The sequence below is a fragment of the Streptomyces sp. WMMC500 genome (assembly GCF_027497195.1).
Classification (GTDB): domain Bacteria; phylum Actinomycetota; class Actinomycetes; order Streptomycetales; family Streptomycetaceae; genus Streptomyces.
In genome coordinates this window covers 1,581,184-1,601,568 of the sequence record NZ_CP114905.1, presented here as the reverse complement: position 1 = coordinate 1,601,568, position 20,385 = coordinate 1,581,184, and the positions used below count along the sequence as shown (strand labels likewise).

The 20,385-nt window shown below is 74.9% G+C and carries 18 protein-coding genes; 13 read left to right on the top strand and 5 right to left on the bottom strand.

Annotated elements, in window-relative coordinates; genetic code table 11:
• Window positions 1-17: 17 nt before the first annotated feature.
• The 3 genes from aceB to O7599_RS06430 form a co-directional block, all read right to left on the bottom strand.
• Entirely contained in the window at window positions 18-1,619 is a 1,602-nt protein-coding gene (aceB, locus tag O7599_RS06440; protein WP_281621125.1) for a malate synthase A, read from the bottom strand.
• 166 nt (window positions 1,620-1,785) lie between these two features.
• Window positions 1,786-2,478: a nucleotidyltransferase family protein gene (locus tag O7599_RS06435; RefSeq protein WP_281621124.1), complete on the bottom strand. Its 693-nt coding sequence runs from the start codon at window positions 2,476-2,478 to the stop codon at window positions 1,786-1,788.
• Between the two features lie 63 nt (window positions 2,479-2,541).
• Window positions 2,542-3,339, bottom strand: a complete 798-nt coding sequence (locus tag O7599_RS06430; protein ID WP_281621123.1) for an IclR family transcriptional regulator — start codon at window positions 3,337-3,339, stop codon at window positions 2,542-2,544.
• 151 nt (window positions 3,340-3,490) lie between these two features.
• Here O7599_RS06430 and allB point away from each other — a divergent pair, with 151 nt between their 5' ends.
• Window positions 3,491-4,876, top strand: coding sequence for an allantoinase AllB (gene allB / locus O7599_RS06425; RefSeq protein ID WP_281621122.1), 1,386 nt, complete (start codon window positions 3,491-3,493; stop codon window positions 4,874-4,876).
• On the top strand, window positions 4,873-5,967 hold the full coding sequence (alc, locus tag O7599_RS06420) for an allantoicase (RefSeq protein WP_281621121.1): 1,095 nt from the start codon (window positions 4,873-4,875) through the stop codon (window positions 5,965-5,967). The genes allB and alc overlap by 4 nt, the downstream gene beginning before the upstream one ends.
• A 252-nt stretch (window positions 5,968-6,219) precedes the next feature.
• Here the strand turns inward: alc and O7599_RS06415 are convergent, their stop codons facing one another.
• The gene (locus O7599_RS06415; RefSeq protein ID WP_281621120.1) at window positions 6,220-8,928 is read right to left on the bottom strand and encodes a beta-N-acetylglucosaminidase domain-containing protein; all 2,709 of its coding nucleotides are present in this window, start codon (window positions 8,926-8,928) and stop codon (window positions 6,220-6,222) included.
• Between the two features lie 247 nt (window positions 8,929-9,175).
• Between O7599_RS06415 and O7599_RS06410 the strand changes: the two genes are divergently transcribed.
• The 3 genes from O7599_RS06410 (at window position 9,176) to O7599_RS06400 (ending at window position 11,861) form a co-directional block, all read left to right on the top strand.
• Complete coding sequence (locus O7599_RS06410) at window positions 9,176-10,147, top strand: sugar kinase (protein WP_281621119.1); 972 nt, start codon at window positions 9,176-9,178, stop codon at window positions 10,145-10,147.
• Between the two features lie 82 nt (window positions 10,148-10,229).
• The gene (locus O7599_RS06405) at window positions 10,230-10,850 is read left to right on the top strand and encodes a 2-dehydro-3-deoxyphosphogluconate aldolase (RefSeq protein ID WP_281621118.1); all 621 of its coding nucleotides are present in this window, start codon (window positions 10,230-10,232) and stop codon (window positions 10,848-10,850) included.
• 6 nt (window positions 10,851-10,856) lie between these two features.
• On the top strand, window positions 10,857-11,861 hold the full coding sequence (locus O7599_RS06400; protein ID WP_281621117.1) for a hypothetical protein: 1,005 nt from the start codon (window positions 10,857-10,859) through the stop codon (window positions 11,859-11,861).
• 14 nt (window positions 11,862-11,875) lie between these two features.
• Here the strand turns inward: O7599_RS06400 and O7599_RS06395 are convergent, their stop codons facing one another.
• Window positions 11,876-12,883 carry a Gfo/Idh/MocA family oxidoreductase gene (locus O7599_RS06395; RefSeq protein WP_281621116.1) on the bottom strand — a complete coding sequence of 336 codons (1,008 nt, stop codon included), beginning with the start codon at window positions 12,881-12,883 and terminating at the stop codon, window positions 11,876-11,878.
• A 98-nt stretch (window positions 12,884-12,981) separates the two neighbouring features.
• Here O7599_RS06395 and O7599_RS06390 point away from each other — a divergent pair, with 98 nt between their 5' ends.
• The 8 genes from O7599_RS06390 (at window position 12,982) to O7599_RS06355 (ending at window position 20,382) form a co-directional block, all read left to right on the top strand.
• On the top strand, window positions 12,982-13,746 hold the full coding sequence (locus O7599_RS06390) for a GntR family transcriptional regulator (protein ID WP_281621115.1): 765 nt from the start codon (window positions 12,982-12,984) through the stop codon (window positions 13,744-13,746).
• Between the two features lie 164 nt (window positions 13,747-13,910).
• A complete protein-coding gene (locus tag O7599_RS06385; protein WP_281621114.1) occupies window positions 13,911-14,912 on the top strand; it encodes a sugar ABC transporter substrate-binding protein in 1,002 nt (333 codons plus the stop codon).
• Window positions 14,909-15,955: an ABC transporter permease gene (locus O7599_RS06380; protein WP_281621113.1), complete on the top strand. Its 1,047-nt coding sequence runs from the start codon at window positions 14,909-14,911 to the stop codon at window positions 15,953-15,955. The genes O7599_RS06385 and O7599_RS06380 overlap by 4 nt, the downstream gene beginning before the upstream one ends.
• Window positions 15,952-16,803 carry an ATP-binding cassette domain-containing protein gene (locus O7599_RS06375; RefSeq protein WP_281621112.1) on the top strand — a complete coding sequence of 284 codons (852 nt, stop codon included), beginning with the start codon at window positions 15,952-15,954 and terminating at the stop codon, window positions 16,801-16,803. The genes O7599_RS06380 and O7599_RS06375 overlap by 4 nt, the downstream gene beginning before the upstream one ends.
• 304 nt (window positions 16,804-17,107) lie before the next feature.
• A complete protein-coding gene (locus tag O7599_RS06370; protein WP_281621111.1) occupies window positions 17,108-18,232 on the top strand; it encodes an ROK family glucokinase in 1,125 nt (374 codons plus the stop codon).
• Window positions 18,233-18,297: 65 nt separating this feature from the next.
• On the top strand, window positions 18,298-18,840 hold the full coding sequence (locus tag O7599_RS06365) for a hypothetical protein (RefSeq protein ID WP_281621110.1): 543 nt from the start codon (window positions 18,298-18,300) through the stop codon (window positions 18,838-18,840).
• Window positions 18,841-18,861: 21 nt separating this feature from the next.
• A complete protein-coding gene (locus O7599_RS06360; RefSeq protein ID WP_281621109.1) occupies window positions 18,862-19,506 on the top strand; it encodes an MBL fold metallo-hydrolase in 645 nt (214 codons plus the stop codon).
• Between the two features lie 84 nt (window positions 19,507-19,590).
• Window positions 19,591-20,382 carry an exodeoxyribonuclease III gene (locus tag O7599_RS06355; protein WP_281623295.1) on the top strand — a complete coding sequence of 264 codons (792 nt, stop codon included), beginning with the start codon at window positions 19,591-19,593 and terminating at the stop codon, window positions 20,380-20,382.
• The last annotated feature ends 3 nt before the right edge of the window (window positions 20,383-20,385 follow it).

The following is a 20,385-nucleotide window of genomic DNA, read 5'->3' as shown; positions in this document are numbered from 1 at the left end:
CGGGCAACAGGGGCGCGTCAGTCCAGGAGTTCGTACGCCGGCAGCGTCAGGAAGTCCGCGTAGTCCTCGTCCAGCGACACCTGGAGCAGCAGGTCGTGCGCCTGCTGCCAGCGGCCCGCCGCGAACGCCTCCGCCCCCGCCGCGGCGCGGATCTCCGCCAGGTCCTCCGCGGCGATCCGCCGCACCAGCTCCGCGGTCACCCGCTCGCCGTCGTCGAAGACGACGCCGGCGTTGATCCACTGCCAGATCTGCGAGCGGGAGATCTCCGCGGTCGCGGCGTCCTCCATGAGGTTGAAGATGGCCACCGCGCCCGTGCCCCGCAGCCACGCCTCGATGTAACGGATGCCCACCTGCACGGCGTTGACCAGGCCGGGGTACGTCGGTTTCGCGTCCAGCGAGTCGACGGCGATCAGGTCGGCGGCGGCCACGGACACGTCCTCGCGCAGCCGGTCCTTCTGGTGCGGCCGTTCGCCGAGCACCGCGTCGAACGACTCCATGGCGATCGGCACCAGGTCCGGGTGCGCGACCCACGAGCCGTCGAAGCCGTCCGCGGCCTCGCGGTCCTTGTCGGCCTTGACCTTGTCGAACGCGATCTTGTTGACCTCCGGGTCGCGGCGCGAGGGGATGAAGGCGGCCATGCCGCCGATCGCGTGCGCGCCGCGCTTGTGGCAGGTGCGCACGAGGAGTTCGGTGTACGCGCGCATGAACGGGGCCGTCATCGTCACCGCGTTGCGGTCCGGGAGCACGAACTTCGCGCCGCCGTCGCGGAAGTTCTTCACGATCGAGAAGAGGTAGTCCCAGCGGCCGGCGTTGAGGCCGGAGGCGTGGTCGCGCAGCTCGTAGAGGATCTCCTCCATCTCGTACGCGGCGGTGATGGTCTCGATCAGGACGGTGGCCCGCACGGTGCCCTGCGGGATGCCGCAGTAGTCCTGCGCGAAGACGAACACGTCGTTCCAGAGGCGGGCTTCGAGATGCGACTCGGTCTTCGGCAGGTAGAAGTACGGGCCCTTGCCGAGGTCGAGCAGCCGCCGGGCGTTGTGGAAGAAGTACAGCCCGAAGTCGACCAGCGCGCCCGGCACGGGGCGGCCGTCGACGGTGAGGTGGCGCTCGTCCAGGTGCCAGCCGCGCGGCCGGGCGACGACGGTCGCCAGTTCCGCGGCGGGGCGCAGGGCGTAGGACTTGCCGGAGGCGGGGTCGGTGAAGTCGATGCGGCGCTCGTAGGCGTCGATCAGGCTGGCCTGGCCTTCGATGACGTTCGCCCAGGTGGGTGCGGAGGCGTCCTCGAAGTCGGCGAGCCACACCCGGGCGCCGGAGTTGAGGGCGTTGATCGTCATCTTGCGGTCGGTGGGGCCGGTGATCTCCACCCGGCGGTCCGCCAGCGCGGGCGGGGCGGGGGCGACGCGCCAGGTGTCGTCGGCGCGGACGCCGGCGGTCTCGGGTAGGAAGTCGAGGGTCGCGGTGCGCGCGAGGTCGGCGCGGCGTTCGGCGCGGCGGGCGAGGAGTTCGTCGCGGCGGGGGGTGAACCTGCGGTGCAGTTCGGCGAGGAAGGCGAGGGCGGCGTCGGTGAGGACCTCGTCCTGGCGGGGCGCGGGCTCGGCGGCGGCGACGACTGCGGACATGGCTGTCACTCCTTGGCGGCACGGGGTGCCGGGCGCAGCGGAACGTGGCGTGGGCGGCCGGAACCGGGTTCCGAACCCTTCTGGCCTGTGGAGAATAGTTTCCTTATCCCGGAAGTTCAACGGTCTGTTGATATCAAGAGGCTTTTCCGTACGGGAACGGTGGCGCTCAGTGCCAGCCTGCCCACGGCCCGTCGAGCAACGCCAGATCCGCCGGTGTGTCGACGTCGTCGGGCGCCGCCACGTCGGCGCACTCCACCAGCGCCAGCTCGCCGCGGGCCGCCGCGCGGGCCAGCACGTCGCGGGCGCCCCGGTCCCCGGTCGCGCCCGCCGCGACCTCCGGCCAGTGCCGGCGCCCCAGCAGCACGGGGTGGCCGCGGACCCCGTCGTACGTGGCCGCCGCCAGCTCGGCGCCCCGCGCCGTGTACGCGGCGGCCAGCCGGGCGACCGCGGCGGGCCCGACGCGCGGCTGGTCGACCAGCAGGACCACCGCAGCCGCGGCGGCCGTCGGCTCCAGCGACGCCAGGCCGGCGCGCAGCGACGAGCCCATGCCCGACGCCCAGTCCGGGTTCGACACCGGCACGCAGCCGGACAGCCGCGCCCCGGCCCGTACCGCCTCCTCCGCCGCCCCCAGCACCACGTGCACCGGCGCGCAGCCCCCCGCCCGCAGCGCCCCCGCCGCCCGCTCCACCAGCGGCCGGCCGTCCGGCCCGGCCGGCAGCAGGGCCTTGGCCCGCCCGCCGAGCCGCCGCCCGCCGCCCGCCGCGAGCAGCAGCCCGGCGACGGCGCCGCCGCCGTGGCCGGGGAGGCCGTGGCCGGAGTCCGCGCCGGGAGATCCGGCCGTTCCGGCAGTCGCGTTCATGTGAAGTGCCCGCTTCGCGTGGGGTGTTGCCGGGTGGCGGCGCGGTTCGGCACGGGCGCCGGCTCAGTCCGCCGCCGCGCCGGCGGTCGCGTCCGCCAGGCCCGTCGACAGCTCGCGTGCGACCTCCTTGAGGACCGGCACGATCCGCTCCGTCGCCGCCTCCGTCACCCGGCCCGCGGGCCCGGAGATCGAGACCGCCGCCGCCGTCGGCGCGTCCGGCACCGCGACGGCCAGGCAGCGCACGCCCATCTCCTGCTCGTTGTCGTCCACCGCGAAGCCGTCCGCGCGGACGGCGGCCAGCGCCTTGAGGAAGACGTCCGGCGAGGTGATCGTCTTCTCGGTGGCCGCCGGCATGCCGGTACGGGCGAGCAGGGCGCGTACCTCCTCGTCCGGCAGGTGCGCCAGCAACGCCTTGCCCACCCCGGTCGAGTGCGGCAGCACCCGCCGCCCGACCTCCGTGAACATGCGCATCGAGTGCTTCGACGGCACCTGTGCGACGTAGACGACCTCGTCGCCGTCGAGCAGCGCCATGTTCGCGGTCTCGCCGGTCTCCTCCACCAGCCGCGCCAGGTGCGGCCGGGCCCACGTGCCCAGCAGCCGGGACGCGCTCTCGCCGAGCCGGATCAGCCGCGGCCCGAGCGCGTAGCGGCGGTTGGGCTGCTGGCGTACGGAGCCGGTGGCGACCAGGGTGCGCATGAGGCGGTGGATGGTCGGCAGCGGCAGCCCGCTGCTGCCGGCCAGCTCGCTCAGCCCCACCTCGCCGCCGGCGTCGGCCATCCGCTCCAGCAGGTCGAAGGCGCGCTCCAGGGACTGGACGCCGCCGCCTGCGGGCGGCCTGGGCTCATCGGGGCTGCGGGGCACGTTCGGGGTCCCTTCCGTACGGGTGTGAGCGCAGCTTAACGGCCCGGAATCCGGCTTTCAGCATGTGGAATCCGCCAAACCGCCCGCGGGCCTGCCCCTTGACGGGGGCGGGCACCCCCGGCGACAGTGCATTTCAACAGAACGTTGAAGTATGGAGCCGCCGAGAGGAGACCGGGTGCCGGACGTCGAACTGGTGCTGCGCTCGCGCCGCGTCGTCACCCCGGAGGGTGAGCGCCCCGCCGCCGTCGCGGTCGCCGGCGGCCGGATCGCCGCCGTGCTGCCGTACGACACGGCCCCGCCGCCCGGCGCCCGCGCCGAGGACTGCGGCGACGACGCGCTGCTGCCGGGTCTCGTCGACACCCACGTCCACGTCAACGACCCCGGCCGCACCGAGTGGGAGGGCTTCGCCACCGCCACCCGGGCCGCCGCCGCCGGCGGCGTCACCACCCTGATCGACATGCCGCTCAACAGCCTGCCGCCGACCACCACGGCCGCGGCGCTCGCCGTCAAGCGGGCGGTCGCCGGGCCCCGGGCGCACGTCGACGTCGGGTTCTGGGGCGGGGCGGTCCCCGGGAACGCCACCGACCTCGCGCCGCTGTACGCCGCCGGCGTCTTCGGCTTCAAGTGCTTCCTCTCCCCGTCCGGCGTCGAGGAGTTCCCCCGGCTCGCCGGTACGGACCTGGAGCGCGCCGCCGCCGAGGCCGCCCGGCTCGGGGCGCTGCTCGTCGTCCACGCCGAGGACCCCGACGTGCTCGACGCCGCCCCGCCGGTCCCCGGCCGCGACTACGCCGGCTTCCTCGCCTCCCGGCCGCGCGCCGCCGAGAACCGGGCCGTCGCCCGGGTCGTCGCGCTCGCCGAGCGGCACGGCACCCGCGTCCACGTCCTCCACCTCTCCTCCGCCGACGCCCTGCCCGCCCTGGCCGCCGCCCGCCGCGCCGGCCTGCCCGTCACCGCCGAGACCTGCCCGCACTTCCTCACCCTCACCGCCGAGGAGATCCCGGACGGCGCCACGGAGTTCAAGTGCTGCCCGCCCATCCGCGAGGCCGCCAACCGGGATCTGCTCTGGGCCGGCCTCGCCGACGGCACGATCGACTGCGTCGTCTCCGACCACTCGCCGGCCACCGCCGAGCTGAAGACCGGCGACTTCGCCACCGCCTGGGGCGGGATCTCCTCGCTCCAGCTCGGCCTGCCCGCCGTCTGGACCGAGGCCCGCCGCCGCGGCCACGGGCTCGCCGACGTCGCCCACTGGATGGCCGCGGGACCGGCCCGGTTCGCCGGGCTCGCCGCCAAGGGCGCCATCGAGCCCGGCCGCGACGCGGACTTCGCCGTCCTCGACCCCGACGCGGCCTTCACCGTCGATCCGGCGGACCTGGAGCACAAGAACCGCGTCACCGCGTACGCCGGCCGGCGGCTGCACGGCGTCGTCCGCGCCACCTGGCTGCGCGGGCGCCGCGTCCACCACGGCGGCGTCCACACCGAACCCCGCGGCCGGCTCCTCGGCCGCACCGACCGGGACGAGAGGCAACAGCCCGCATGACGGCCGAGATCCCCCGCTTCACCGGCGCCGCCGCCCCGTACGGCGGCGGCGACCCCTACGCCGACTACCGCGCCGCCGACTTCGCCTTCGCCGCCCTGCCCGACCTCGCCGACCGGCGCCTGGGCGGGGCGGTGATCGCCGCGAACGACGAGTTCTTCGCCCCGCGCGAGAACCTGCTGCGGCCGGAGCGGGCGGAGTTCGACCCGGCGGCGTTCGGCCACAAGGGCAAGGTCATGGACGGCTGGGAGACCCGCCGCCGCCGCGGCGCCACCGCCGAGGCCCCGCACCCGGCCGCGGGCGACCACGACTGGGCGCTGGTACGCCTCGGCGCCCCCGGCGTCGTCCGCGGCATCGTCGTCGACACCGCCCACTTCCGCGGCAACCACCCGCAGTCCGTGAGCGTCGAGGGTGCGGAGGTCCCCGGCGCGCCGTCCCCCGAGGCGCTGCTCGCGGCCGGCGTCACCTGGACCGAACTGGTGCCCCGCACGGCGGTCGGCGGCCACGCCGCGAACGGCTTCGCCGTCGCCGGCGGACGGCGCGTGACCCATCTGCGGCTGCGCCAGCACCCCGACGGCGGCATCGCGCGGCTGCGCGTCCACGGCGAGGTCGTCCCGGACCCGGCGTGGCTGGCGGCGCTCGGCACCTTCGACCTCGTCGCGCTGGAGCACGGCGGCCGCGTCGAGGACGCCTCGGACCGCTTCTACTCCCCGCCCGTCAACACCATCCGCCCCGGCCGCTCGCGGCAGATGGACGACGGCTGGGAGACGCGGCGCCGCCGGGACGGCGGCCACGACTGGATCCGCTACGCGCTCGCCGGCCGCGGCGAGATCCGCGCGGTGGAGATAGACACGGCGTACCTGAAGGGCAACGCGGCGGGCTGGGCGGCGGTCTCGGTACGGGACGGGGCCGCCGGCGCCTGGACCGAGATCCTGCCCCGCACCCGGCTCCAGCCGGACACCAACCACCGCTTCGTCCTGGCCACGGCGGCGATCGGCACGCACGCGCGCATCGACATCCACCCGGACGGGGGGATCTCGCGGCTGCGCCTGCACGGGAGCCCGGCACCGGAGGGGGAGCGGGGCGGGGCCTGAGGGGCACGGGCCGCGGCGCGGCGCGCCGGTTGCGGTACGCGGGTGGTGCCGCCGCGGCCGGGAGAGGCTGCGCCTTCGGGCCGCGGCGTGCGTCTCGCGGCCACGGCCCGCGGAGCGGGCTACCCGGCGTGCGCCCATGGTCCCGCGCCGTGCGGCCACGCCCGTGGTCACGGCCCCGTGGTCACCCGCCCCGCGGGGCCCGCGGGCGCCGGCCCCGGCGGCGGACAGGGCCGCCGCCGGGGCCGTACGCGGTCAGCCTCCGGTCACCCCCACGTCCGCGACCTGCGGCACGGCTCCGCCGCCCGACCACCGCAGCCGGACCTCGGCCACCGCCCCGCCGGGCACGCGGAGTTCGGTGTACGCGCCGGCCAGCCGGCCCGCCGTACGCCACGGGCCGGCCGGCTCGTTCCGTACCTGAACCGTCGCGCCCGCCTCCGGCGCGCCCTGCGGGCGGAGCACGACCAGCGACCCGGGCGCACGCGGCTCCGCGAACCGGATTTCCAGCGCCTCACCGGCCGCGGGCGCGCGGGCGGCGCGGTAGACGGAGGCGGTGTCGCCGTCCGCGGCGGCGGCCAGGGAGCTGCCCTCGGCCGCCGGCGGGCCGCCGGCCGTCGTCGTCGCACCGCCGCCGGCGACGGTGAACTCGCGGACCACCAGCCAGTTGTCCTGCTCCGCCGTCGACCTGGCGCGCACGTACCGCGCCTGCGTGCCCGCCGGCGCCGCCGCCTCGACGTCCGGCGTGCCGGAGAAGGCCGCCAGCTCCGTCCACGTCTCGCCGTCGGCGGAGTACTCCAGCACGCCTTCGCGGACGTAGTCGTCCGGGCTGCCGGGCTTGGCCATCGCCAGCGTGACCGCGCCGATCTCCCGCTCGCCGTGCAGGTCCACGCTCACCCACGAGCCGGCGCCCGGCGCGCCGTCGCTCCAGAAGAACGTCGAGTCGTCGCCGTCCGTCATCCGGTCCACGGTGTTGCCCTGGTACGTGCCGAGGTCCGTGGCGCCCTTCGGCCGCGCGGGCAGCCCCAGCGAGCGGTCGTGCGCGGCGGCGGCGTCCGCGACGAAGGCGTCGAGCACGCCCTCGCCGACGACGACCGGCACCTCGCGTCCGCCGAGGCCCGTGTACACGTGTGACTTCGCCCGGTCCACCAGTTCCGGCAGCCGCTGCCGCAGCCGCCAGGCGCGGTCGCCGTCCCCGTCGCGGGCGGCCTCGACCATCCGCAGGGCGGTGCGGGTGGCGGTGCCCCAGTCGCGGGTGGCGTCCAGCCACGGTCCCGCCTCCTCGACGAACGCCCGGTCCGGCAGCCGGTCGCGCAGCACGCCTGGCGCGGCCTGAAGGTCGCGCAGCACGTCGTCCAGCGCGTCCGCGCCGCCGCCGTCCCAGTACGCGGCGACGGCCGCCGACAGCTCCGGCGCCTGGCCGGGGTTGAGCGCCGAGCCGTACGAGGCGTCGGCGAAGGCCCGCAGCGCGGCGGTCGTGCGCCGGTCGCCGCCCGCCAGCTCGGCGAGCGCCCCCGCCCAGGACGTCCGCGGGTCGTACGCGGCGTCGTTCCAGGCGAAGTCGGCCACCGTGTACAGCGCGATCTTCGACGCGGCGGCCTGGTTCATGGGGTTGGCGGTGATCCCGGCCAGCTCGCCCGGCAGGCCCTTCTCCCGGCCGCCCAACGGGCCGAGCAGCAGCCGCTGCTGCGCGTAGTCGTTGACCGGGTAGTTGTCCCAGGCCAGGATCGGGTGGCCGAAGACCTCGCGGGCGTCGCGCGCCTGCGCGACGGTCATCACGGGCGCGACGACGCCGACGCCGGTCCACTCCACCAGCACGTCGTCGTCCAACTGCTCGGCGAGCGCCTTCTTGTACGGGGACGGGGTGGTGTCGTAGTACTCCGTCGGCACCATCTGCAGCGGCTCGGCGCCGTCGTGGGTGCGGACGAACTCGCGGTTGACGCGGTTGAGCAGATGCGCCTGGGCCGCGCCCGCGGCGCCGCCGCCGGTGCCGAAGCGCTCCTCGTCGGCCGCGCAGTTCCAGTCGGTGTAGCTGATGTCGTCCAGCGGCACGGCGAAGGTGCGGACGCCGATGTCCCACAGCGTCTGGAACTTGTCGTTCAGCGCCTGGACGTCCGCGTCGGAGCTGTAGCAGACGGACAGGCCGGGGGAGAGGGCGTAGGTGAACTCGACGTGGTGCGCGCGGGCGGTCTCGACCAGCTCGGCGATGCGCGCGAGTTCGTCCTCGGGGTACGGCTCGCGCCAGCGCCCGCGCAGGTACGGGTCGTCCTTGGGCGAGTAGACGTAGATGTTCATCTTGTGCTCGCCGTAGAACGAGAGCTGGTCCAGGCGCGAGGCGTGGGACCACGGGACGCCGTAGAAGCCCTCGATGGCGCCACGCCAGCCGGTGCCGGGCCAGTCGCGCACGGCGGTGCCGGCGAGGCGGGTGCCGGGGGAGTCGCGGTGCGGGAGGAGCTGGCGCAGGCTCTGCGCGGCGTAGTACGTGCCGGTGGCGTCGGCGCCGGCCAGCACGATGCCGTCGCCGCCGGGGGTGCCGCCGCCCGGCTCCGCGGTGCCGGCGGCCAGGACGTAGCCCTCGGCGGGCAGCCCGGCGGGTCCTTCGACGCCGAGGGCGTCGAGGGCGGCGGCGGAGGCGGGGTTGGCGCCGGGGCCGCCGAGGTAGACGGTGAGCCCGCGGCTCTCCGCCGGCGCGGTCTCGGCACGCCGTACGTCCTCGGCCCCCGCGTCGCGCAGCGCCTGCTCGGCGACGGCGAGCGCCGGCCCGTCGGGCTCGGACCCGGTGACGACGGTGACGGTGCGGGTCACGGTGACGCTGTCGCCGCGTGCCGCCACGGAGCGCGGGGTGGGGCTGATGTCGCCGGTCCTGCCCGGCGGCGGTGGCGCGCCGGCGGCCGGCGGGGCGGCGAGCGGGCTGAGCGCCAGGGCCAGGAGTGCGGCGCCGACGACGGCCGGGCGGGGGACGAGCATCCGGAACCTCCGGGCTCTCGGGGGTGTAGTGCACACGTCACTCAGCGTCGAGCGTCGCCCCGACCCGCCCCGGGGGCAATGGACTTCCCCGCCCTCCGCCATGGACTCACGTCCGGCCCGCGCGCCCGCGACCGCCCCCGCGGACCGGCCCCGGGCCGGTCCGCACCGGCACCCCGCCATACCGGAACGGGCGCCGATCGGGATAACGTTCGCAGCACGAACGTGCCCCACCACCGTGGAGGAACCGATGGCGGAATCCGCACCGGAGGTACTGACCTGCGGCGAGGCCATGCTGCTGATGCTGGCCGAGCCCGGGATGCCGCTGGCGCGCGCCGTGAACTTCCGCCGGTCCATCGGCGGCGCCGAGTCGAACGTCGCCGCCGGGCTCTCCCGGCTCGGCCACCGGGCGCGCTGGTTCGGCCGCGTCGGCGCGGACCCCGCGGGGGAGGCCGTCCTCGCCCAGCTCCGCGCGGACGGCGTGGACGTCTCGTACGCGGACGTCGACCCCGACGCGCCCACCGGCATGCTGCTCCGCGACAGCCACCCGCAGCGCGCCATCGACGTGCAGTACTACCGGGCCGGCTCCGCCGCCTCCCGCCTCGCACCCGAGCACATCAGCCCCGAGGTCGTCGAGGGCGTGCGGGTGCTGCACATCTCCGGGATCACGCCGATCCTGTCGCCGTCCGCCGCCGAGGCGACGGTCAAGCTCGTCGAACTCGCCCGCGCGGCCGGCGCCCTGGTCTCCTTCGACCCCAACGTCCGCCGCAAGCTCGCCGGCCCCGAGCGGTGGGCCGAGGTCGTGGGCCCGCTGCTCGCCGAGGCGGACCTGCTGCTCGCCGGCGACGACGAGCTGGAGATGCTGACCGGCGAGCCCGCCGACGACGCCGCCGCCCGGCTGCTGCGCGGCCGCACGGACACCGTCGTGATCAAGCGGGCCGACCACACCGCCACCGCGCTCACCGCCGCGGGCGCGCGCGTCGACCAGCCGCCGTACGACGTGCGGCTCGCCGACCCCGTGGGCGCGGGCGACGCCTTCGCCACCGGGTTCCTGTCCGCCCGGCTCCGGGGCCTGCCGCTGGACCGCGCGCTCGCCGAGGGCGCCTGCGTCGCCGCCCTCGTCATCCAGACCGTGACCGACACCGACGGGCTGCCGACCGCCGCCGCGCGCGACCGCGCGCTCGCCGCCTTCACCGCGGGCGGCGACTCGGTGCACCGCTGAGCGCACGGCCCGTACGCGACGTACGGCCGGGCACCACCGCAGAACCGCGCACCGCCCAGAGAGAACCGCCGGAGGAAGCACCGTGTACCGCTGGGAGATCACCCGGGCCGCGCTGGCGCAGCGGGTCGTCGCCATCGTCCGCAGCGACACCCACGACGGCGCCGCCGCCACCGCCGACTCGCTGCTGTCGGCCGGGATCAGCAGCCTGGAGATCTCGCTGACGACGCCCTTCGCGCTGGAGCTGGTCAGCTCGCTGCGCCGCGAGGCCGGCACGGAGGCGGTCATCGGCGCCGGCACGGTGCTGGACGCCGCCTCGGCGCGGCTGGCCGTCGACGCCGGCGCCCGCTACCTCGTCGCGCCCAACCTCGACGCCGGCGTGGTCGCCACCGCGCACCGCTACGGCATCCCGGTCTTCGCCGGCGTCGCCACGCCCACCGAGGTGGTGCGCGCGCTGGAGCTGGGCGTGGACGTCATGAAGCTCTTCCCGGCCTCGGCGCACGAGCCGGGCTGGGTCAAGGACGTACGGGCCGCGCTGCCGCAGGCCGCGGTGCTGCCCACCGGCGGGATCTCGATCGCGGACGCGCCCGACTGGATCGCCGCGGGCGCGGTGGGCGTCGGGATGGGCTCGGCGCTGTCCGGCGGCGACCGCGAGGAGGTCGCCAAGCGCGCGGCCGACCTGCTGGCCCGGCTGGCGGCGGCCTGACCGGCGATGGGTGCCCGCGCGAACTACGTGCTCGTACGCGACGGCGACTGGCGGCTGCACTACTCCCACTGGGGCGCGAGCGGCATCGACGCACAGCTCCTCGACGGCCCCGGCAGCGCCGGCCGCTTCATCGCCGCCCAGCGGGAGGTCCCACGGGACGACTGGCTGGACGAGAGATGGTGCGAGGGCGCCGCGCTCGTCGACCACGACGCGCGCGAGCTGCTCTTCTTCACCTGGCACCTGGAGGACTGGGTCCACCGGCGGGCGCTGTTCACGGTGCTGGGCCGGACCTGGCCCGGGTGGCGGGTCCGGTGGGCGTACGGCGGTCTCGAGGACTTCGCGGCGTACGTGGGGGTGGACGCCGCGCTGGTGCGCAGCGACCGGGCGACGACCGCGCCGGAGCCGCCGGAGACCTCCGAGCTGCAGCCCATCGAGCCCGGGTCGGAGGAGGTCGCGCTGGCCGTCACGGTCGCGGACGGCGGCGGTGACGGCGTCCGCGCGTACGCGGTCTTCGCCGACGACCTGGAAGACCTGCTCGACCGCGGCCCCGAGCTGGCCGGCCAGCTCTCGCCCGCCGCGCTGACGGACCGGATCCCCACGATCCCGCAGGGCGGCGTGCACCTCGACTCCGTGCACCGCCGCGTCTGCGGCTGGACCCTGGAGCACGTCGCGGGCGCGGCCCGGGCGACCGCGCTGCCCCGGTGGCCCGGCTGGGAGTGGACGTTCTGGGCGGACCGCTACGAGGAGCACGAGCGGGCCGCCGCCGGCGCCCTGCGCTTCGACCGCCCCGCCCTCGGCCCCGGTGCCGCCCTGCTGGCCGAGCGGCTGGAACAGTACGGGGAGCGCGACCCGGTCGCCGACTTCGCCCGGGTGACGCAGCGGCTGGCGGAGGAGGACGAGCGGGGCACCCTGGAGGTCTCCCCGTGGACGCAGGCCCACACCCGCACGTCCCCGCTCCCGGAGGAGCGCGCCCGCCTCCGCGCGGCCCTGGCGGACCTGGCCGCGCGCTGAGGGCCGTAAGGCCCCTACGGCGCCTCCGCGATCTCCGCCACCCGCACCGGGCGGCGCTCCCGGCGGGAGCGCTCGCACGCCTCCACCACGTGCAGCGCCGCCAGCGCCTCCACCCCGTCGCAGGGGTTGGCCAGCTCGCCGCGGACCACCCGGACGAACGCCGCCAGCTCCGCCTCGTACGCCGGCCCGAAGCGCTCCAGGAAGCCCTGCCACGGCTTGCCGCCCGGCGCCGGCGCGCCCGGCTCGACGGAGGTGAGCGGCGTCCGCTCGGCCAGGCCCACCGCGATCTGGTCGCGCTCGCCGGCCAGCTCCATCCGCACGTCGTAGCCCGCCCCGTTCACGCGGGTCGCCGTCGCGGTGGCCAGCGTGCCGTCGTCCAGGGTGAGCAGCGCCGTCGCGGTGTCGACGTCGCCGGCCTCGCGGAACATCGCCGGGCCCGCGTCCGAGCCCGCCGCGTACACCTCCGTGACCTCACGGCCCGTCACCCACCGCAGCGCGTCGGCGTCGTGGATCACGCAGTCCCGGTACAGCCCGCCGGACAGCGGCAGGTACGCCGGGGGCGGCGGTGCCGGGTCGGAGGTGACGGTCCGCACGGTGTGCAGCCGCCCCAGGCGCCCGCCGCGCACCGCCTCCCGCGCCGCGACGTAGCCGGCGTCGAAGCGGCGCATGAAGCCCATCTGCAGCACGATCCCCGCCGCCGCCACCTCCGCCAGCGCGGCCCGGGTGCCCGCCAGGTCGAGGGCGACCGGCTTCTCGCAGAACACCGGCAGCCCGGCCCGCGCCGCCGCGCCCAGCAGCTCCGCGTGCGCGGCGGTGGCGGCCGCGATCACCACGGCGTCCACCCCCGCCGCCAGCGCGTCGGCGGGCGTGGCGGCCGCCTCCGCGCCCGTACGCGCCGCGACCTCGGCGGCCCGGCGCGGGTCCGCGTCGGTGACGACGAGCGAGGTGACGTCCGGGTGCCGCCGCAGCGCGCCCGCGTGAAAGGCGCCGATCCTGCCGGTGCCGAGGAGTCCGATGCGCATGGCCTCAAAATCTCCCGTGGCCAGCGGAATTGTCAATTGTCAGGACAACCGGACGTGAAGCCTTCCGATGGCCCGGCCCGACCGTTACGCTCCGGAGCGTGACGAAGCGCGGCACAGGCCCCGTCCCGGCCCTGCGGCTCGGTGTGGACCGCAGCAGCCCGGTCCCGCTGTACTTCCAGTTGTCGCAGCAACTGGAGGCGGCGATCGAGCAGGGGGCGCTGACCCCCGGCAGCCTGCTCGGCAACGAGATCGAGCTGGCGGCCCGGCTCGGCCTGTCCCGGCCCACCGTGCGGCAGGCCATCCAGTCGCTGGTCGACAAGGGGCTGCTCGTGCGCCGCCGGGGCATCGGCACCCAGGTCGTGCACAGCCAGGTGCGCCGCCCGCTCGGTCTGACCAGCCTGTACGACGACCTGGAAGCCGCCGGGCAGCGGCCCGCGACCCGGGTGCTGGGCGTGGCCGAGATGCGGGCGAGCGCGGACGTCGCCGCGGCCCTGGGGGTCGCCGAGGGCACGGACGTCGTCCGCGTCGACCGGCTGCGGCTGACCCACGGCGAGCCGGTCGCCGTGCTCTGCAACCACCTGCCCGCAGAGCTGGTCCGGCTGCGCCCCGATGAGCTGGAGTCGACGGGGCTCTACCGGGTGCTGCGCCGCGCCGGCATCGCGCTGCACAGCGCCCGCCAGCGGGTCGGCGCCCGGCCGGCGACGGCGGCCGAGGCGGAGAGGCTGGGCGAGGAGGAGGGGGCGGCGGTGCTGACGATGGAGCGGTTCACGTACGACGACACGGGGCGCGGGGTGGAGTTCGGTTCGCACCTGTACCGGGCCTCGCGCTACAGCTTCGAGTTCCAGTTGCTCGACCGGGGCTGACCCGGCGGGGACCCACCGGGTGACTCGCGGGTAGCCGCGGGTCAGAATGATCGGACAAGACATTGACTCGGTCCCCGCCCCCGGCTAGAACACCTCCAGCCGCCACGCGGGCGGCAGGGGACGACCTGGGAAGAAAGGCGGGTATCCAGATGGCGCGCAGCCGTATGGCCCGTAGCACGCGCGTGTTCGCGGCGGCGGCGATGACCACCGTGCTGGCGGTCGCCGCAGCGGGGTGCAGCGACTCCGGCGGCAAGGACGCCGAGGAGAACGACGGTGGCGGGGGCGGCGGCGGTGGCGTGAACACCCCGCGCATGGAGATAGCCATGGTCACCCACTCCGCGCCCGGCGACACCTTCTGGGACATCGTCCAGAGCGGCTCCAAGCAGGCCGCCAACAAGGACAACGTCGAGTTCCTCTACGCCAACAGCGAGAAGGACGACGAGCAGGCCCGGCTGGTCCAGACGTTCGTCGACAAGAAGGTCGACGGCATCATCGTCACGCTCGCCAAGCCGGAGGCGATGAAGAGCGCGGTGCAGGCCGCCGTGGACGCCGGCATCCCGGTGGTGACGATCAACTCCGGCGCGGAGTACTCCGAGGAGTACGGGGCCCTCAGCCACATCGGCCAGGAGGAGTCCGTCGCCGGCGAGGCGGTCGGCGAGGAGCTCAACGAACGCGGCCGCAAGAAGGCCGTCTGCGTCATCCACGAGCAGGGCAACGTCGGCCTGGAGCAGCGCTGCGCCGGCGTGAAGGAGACCTTCTCGGGCTCGGTGCAGAACCTGACCGTGGACGGCGCGAGCAAGCCGGCGGTGCTCTCCGGGATCCAGGCGAAGCTGGAGGCGGACGGGGACGTCGACTCGGTCGTCACCCTCAACGCCGACGTCGCCGCCTCGGCCGTCGAGGCGAAGGACGCCGCCGGCAGCGAGGCGGAGGTCGCGACCTTCGACCTGAACGCGGCCGTGGCCGAGGCGCTGGAGAGCAAGCAGCTCACCTTCGCCGTGGACCAGCAGCCCTACCTCCAGGGCTACCTGGCGGTGGACGAGCTGTGGCTGTACGAGACGAACGGCAACGTCATCGGCGGCGGCCAGACCGTGCTGACCGGTCCCGCCATCGTCACCGAGGAGGACGCCCCCGCGCTGAAGAAGTTCACGGAGCGCCGCACCCGATGACCACCACCCTCCCGGCGGACCCCAAGGCGGCGGACGAACGCCTGCTGGACGCCTCGCCGCTGCACCGGCTGCTCGGCCGGCCCGAGCTGGGCTCGGTGATCGGCGCCGTCGCGGTCTTCCTCTTCTTCGCGGTCGTCGCGGACAGCTTCCTGTCCAGCCTCGACACCGTGCTGTACGCCGCCTCCACCATCGGCATCATGGCCGTGCCCGTCGCGCTGCTGATGATCGGCGGCGAGTTCGACCTGTCGGCGGGCGTGCTGGTCACCTCGGCGGCGCTGACGTCGACGATGTTCGCGTACGAGATGACCGCCAACGTCTGGGTGGGCGTCTTCGTCTCCCTCCTGGTCACCCTCGCCATCGGCTTCTTCAACGGCTTCATGCTGGTCCGCACCGGGCTGCCCAGCTTCATCATCACGCTGGGCACGTACCTGATGCTGTGGGGCGCCAACATCGGCCTCACCAAGAGGATCCAGGGCACGGTCTCGACGAACGCGATCGACGACATGCAGGGCTTCGAGTCGGCGCGGGTGCTCTTCGCCTCGTCCCTCGACATCGGCTCGTTCAAGCTGCGGGTGACGATCCTGTGGTGGGTCGGGCTGGTCGCGCTGGCCACCTGGATCCTGCTGCGTACCCGCTGGGGCAACTGGATCTTCGCGGTCGGCGGCGGCAAGGACGCGGCCCGCGCGGTCGGCGTCCCGGTGCACCGCACCAAGATCGGCCTCTACCTCGGCGTCGCGCTGGCGGCCTGGATCTCCGGGCAGCACCTGCTGTTCTCGTTCTCCGGCGTGGTGCAGTCCGCGGAGGGCCGCGGCCTGGAGCTGCACTACATCGCCGCGGCGGTGATCGGCGGCTGCCTGCTGACCGGCGGGTACGGGTCGGCGATCGGCGCCGCGATCGGCGCGCTGATCTTCGGCATGGCCAAGCAGGGCATCGTCTACGCCCAGTGGGACTCGGACTGGTTCTGGTTCTTCCTCGGCGCGATGCTGCTGCTGGCCACGATCCTCAACTCCTGGGTACGCAAGCGCGCGGAGGCGGCCAGATGACGAAGGCCACGGACGACACGGCCGGCGCCGGGGCCGCGGTGGGCCGGCCGCTGGTGGAGCTGGCGGACGTCAGCAAGTACTACGGCAACATCCGCGCCCTCGAAGGCGTCTCCCTGCAGGTGCACGCCGGCGAGATCACGTGCGTGCTCGGCGACAACGGCGCGGGCAAGTCCACGCTCATCAAGATCATCTCCGGGCTGCACCAGCACGACGCCGGCAGCTTCCGCATCGAGGGCCGCGACTCCCGGCTGTCGAACCCGCGCGAGGCGCTGGACCGGGGCATCGCCACCGTCTACCAGGACCTCGCCGTGGTGCCGCTGATGCCCGTGTGGCGCAATTTCTTCCTCGGCTCCGAGCCGACGCTGGGCCGCGGCCCGCTGCGCCGTCTCGACGTGCCGAAGATGCGCGCCACCACCCGCGCCGAGCTGCTGCGCATGGGCATCGACCTGCGGGACGTGGACCAGCCCATCGGCACCCTGTCAGGCGGCGAGCGGCAGTCGGTGGCGATCGCGCGGGCGATCTACTTCGGCGCCAAGGTGCTGGTCCTGGACGAGCCGACCGCGGCGCTGGGCGTCAAGCAGTCCGGCGTGGTGCTGAAGTACGTCGCCGCCGCCCGGGACCACGGCCTCGGCGTCGTGCTGATCACCCACAACCCGCACCACGCCGACCTCGTCGGCGACCGGTTCATCCTGCTCAAGCGGGGGATCATGGCCGGCAGCCACGCCCGCGCCGACATCACCCTGGACGAGCTGACCCGGCAGATGGCCGGCGGCAGCGAGCTGGAGCAGCTCAGCCACGAGCTACGGCGGGCCCCGGGGGACGGCGATCCGGTCGGCAAGGCGAAGTGACACCGGTGCTCGACGTCCGCGCCGTGCCGCCGCCCGGCTGCCCTGCCGTCGTGCGGCGGGCCGGAGGGGCGCGGACCGCTTGGCCGTGGCCCGCACGCGACCGCCATGCGGCACCGCGCTCCCGTAAGGCAGAATCTCCCCCGTCAGCGATACCCGACAGGGGAGAGGACGCCCCCTTGCGCGAACGTGCACGCAGTGAGCACCTCCGTGCCCCGCAGTGGTCTGTCCGGGCGCACCGCCACGTCTTGCGGGGACTCTGGGGCGGCGGCTCTCGCCGGACTGCCGCCACAGACGGGGGGAACCGGTGAACCCCGCCGCGCCGCAGCGAGCGCCCCGCGGCGCCGCCCGCGCCACCGTGCTGCGCAGCGTGAGCCACCGCGAGCGGCGCTCGCACCTGACCGCGCCCCGGGTGCCCACCGTGGGCATCGACATCGGCGGCACCAAGGTCGCCGCCGGGGTCGTCGACGCCGACGGGCACATCCTGGAGCGGGCGACGACCGAGACGCCCGACAAGTCCAAGAGCCCCAAGGTCGTCGAGGACGTGATCGTCGAGCTGGTCCTCGACCTCTCCGAGCGCCACGACGTGCACGCCGTCGGCATCGGCGCCGCCGGCTGGATCGACACCGACCGCAGCCGGGTGCTCTTCGCCCCCCACCTGTCCTGGCGGAACGAGCCGCTGCGCGACGCGCTCTCCGAGCGGCTGCGGGTCCCCGTGATGGTCGACAACGACGCCAACGCCGCCGCCTGGGCGGAGTGGCGCTTCGGCGCGGGCCGCGGCGAGGACTACCTCGTCATGATCACCCTGGGCACCGGCATCGGCGGTGCCATCCTGGAGGACGGCCAGGTCAAGCGCGGCAAGTACGGGGTGGCCGGCGAGTTCGGCCACATGCAGGTGGTGCCCGGCGGGCACCGCTGCCCGTGCGGCAACCGCGGCTGCTGGGAGCAGTACAGCTCCGGCAACGCGCTGGTGCGCGAGGCCCGCGAGCTGGCCGCGGCCGAGTCCCCGGTCGCGTACGGGATCATCGACCGCGTCAAGGGCAACGTCGGCGACATCACGGGCCCGCTCATCACCGAGCTGGCCCGCGAGGGCGACGCGATGTGCACAGAGCTGCTGCAGGACATCGGCCAGTGGCTCGGCGTCGGCATCGCCAACCTCGCCGCCGCCCTCGACCCGTCGTGCTTCGTCATCGGCGGCGGCGTCAGCGCCGCCGACGACCTGCTCATCAAGCCCGCCCAGGACGCCTTCGCGCGCAGCCTCACCGGCCGCGGCTACCGGCCGGAGGCCCGGATAGTACGCGCCCGCCTCGGCAACGACGCCGGTCTCGTCGGCGCCGCCGACCTGGCCCGGCTGGTGGCCCGCAGGTTCCGCCGGACCAACCGGCGGCGCGTCGAGCGGTACGAGCGGTTCGCACAGGTGGTGGGGAAGTGACTCTGCAGGACTCCGGCGAGCGCCCCGGACGCGGCCACGACCCCGAGCCCGCACACAATGGGCACATGTCCCAGCGCCCCCCACGCCGCGTCGCCCGCTCCTGGAAGGCGTACCTGGCCATCGCCCTGCTCGTCGGCATCCCGCTGGTCTACGGCTGGATCTCCACCCAGCAGAGCCGCGAGAGCGGCCGCGACAAGGCCGAGCGCGCCGCCTACACCGAGATGGAGCCCGGCTGGCCGCCGCGGCTGCTGCGCCGCATCTACCAGGTGCCCGTCCCCGGCGGCGCCGAGTACATCAGCTATTACGAGGAGAACGCGCTGCACGACAGCGCCCTGTACGTCGACTTCACGGGGCCGCAGCAGTCGGTGGACGAGTACCTGGAAGTGACGTTCTCGCGCTCGGACGTACGGCCGCTGCCCCGGCTGCGGGACGGCTTCAACCCCGTCACGCCCGCGCAGGCGGAGACCGCCGGCTGGGACTTCACCGAAGGCAACTGGTCGGGGCTGAAGCTCACCCAGCCGGGCGCGCTTCCCGACGTGTCGATCGTCGTCAACACCGCGGACCCCGAGAACCTCGTGGTGCGTACCGTGTCCACGGCGGAGTACTGACGAGGAGTTGTCACCGGCATCATGGAACTGACGAAGAAGGGCCACTCCTGCGTCCGGCTCGCCAAGGACGGGGCGGTGCTCGTCGTCGACCCCGGCGGCTACAGCGAGGAGGACGCCGCGGTGGGCGCGGACGTCCTGCTCGTCACGCACGAACACCCCGACCACTTCGACGAGGGCCGGCTGCGCGCCGCGCTCGACGCAAACCCGGCGGCCGAGCTGTGGACGCTGCGCAGCGTGGCGGAACAGGTCGCCGCGGCGTTCCCCGGGCGGGTGCACACCGTCGGCGAGGGCGACGTGATCACCGCCGCCGGCTTCGAGGTCGAGGTGCACGGTCAACTGCACGCCGTGATCCACCCGGACATCCCCCGGATCACGAACGTCGGCTACGTCGTGGACGGCGCCGTCTTCCACCCGGGCGACGCGCTGACCGTGCCGGAGCGCGACGTCGAGACGCTGCTGGTGCCCGTGATGGCGCCGTGGAACAAGGTCTCCGAGGTCATCGACTACGTCCGCGCCGTCGCCCCGCGGCGCGCGGTCGACATCCACAACGGGCTGCTCGCCGACGTCGCGTGGGGGCTCTACGACCGCATGCTGGGCCCGGACGGGCCGGGCGTCGGCGGCGCGGACCACATCCGGCTGGACCGGGGCGCGAGCCTCACGCTCTGAAGGGCGGCCCGCACGCTCCCCGGTGCGCAGGGACGGGCTCCCCGGCCCGGTGTCAGTGGGGCGGGGTAGGTTGTCGGCATGGCTGTGCGCATCGCTACGTGGAACGTCAACGGGATCAATCCGCGGCTGCCCCGCATCCTGCAGTGGCTTGAGGAGACCGCGCCCGACGTGGTGTGTTTCCAGGAGCTGAAGTGCACCGAGGAGGCGTTCCCGGGCGCCGCGCTGGACGGTCTGGGGTACGAGGCGGCGATCCGCGCCGACGGCAGGTGGAACGGGGTCGCGGTCGTCTCCAGGATCGGCCTCGCCGACGTCACCGTGGACCTGCCGGACCAGCCTCAGTACGACGGCGTCACCGAGCCCCGCGCCCTCGGCGCGACGTGCGGCCCGGCGCGCGTCTGGTCGCTGTACGTGCCGAACGGCCGCGAGGTCGGGCACGACCACTACGCGTACAAGCTGCGCTGGCTGGAGGCGCTGCGCGCGATGGCCGCGGAGGAGGCCCCCGGCGAGCGCCCCTACGCCCTCCTCGGGGACTACAACGTGGCGCCCAAGGACGAGGACGTCTGGGACATCTCCCTCTTCGACGGGCACACGCACGTCAGCGAGGCCGAGCGCGCGGCGGTCGTCGAGCTGCAGAAGTCCGCCGGGCTCGGCGAGGTCTACCCGCGCGCGCTGAAGTACGACATCCCCTTCACCTTCTGGGACTACCGCCAGCTCGGCTTCCAGAAGAACAAGGGCATGCGCATCGACCACGTCTACGCCAACGCGCCGTTCACCGCCGCCGTCACCGACTCCTACGTCGACCGGGAGGCGCGGCGGCCGGGCAAGGACAAGAACCCGTCCGACCACGCCCCCGTCGTCGTCGACCTCGACCTGTAGCCG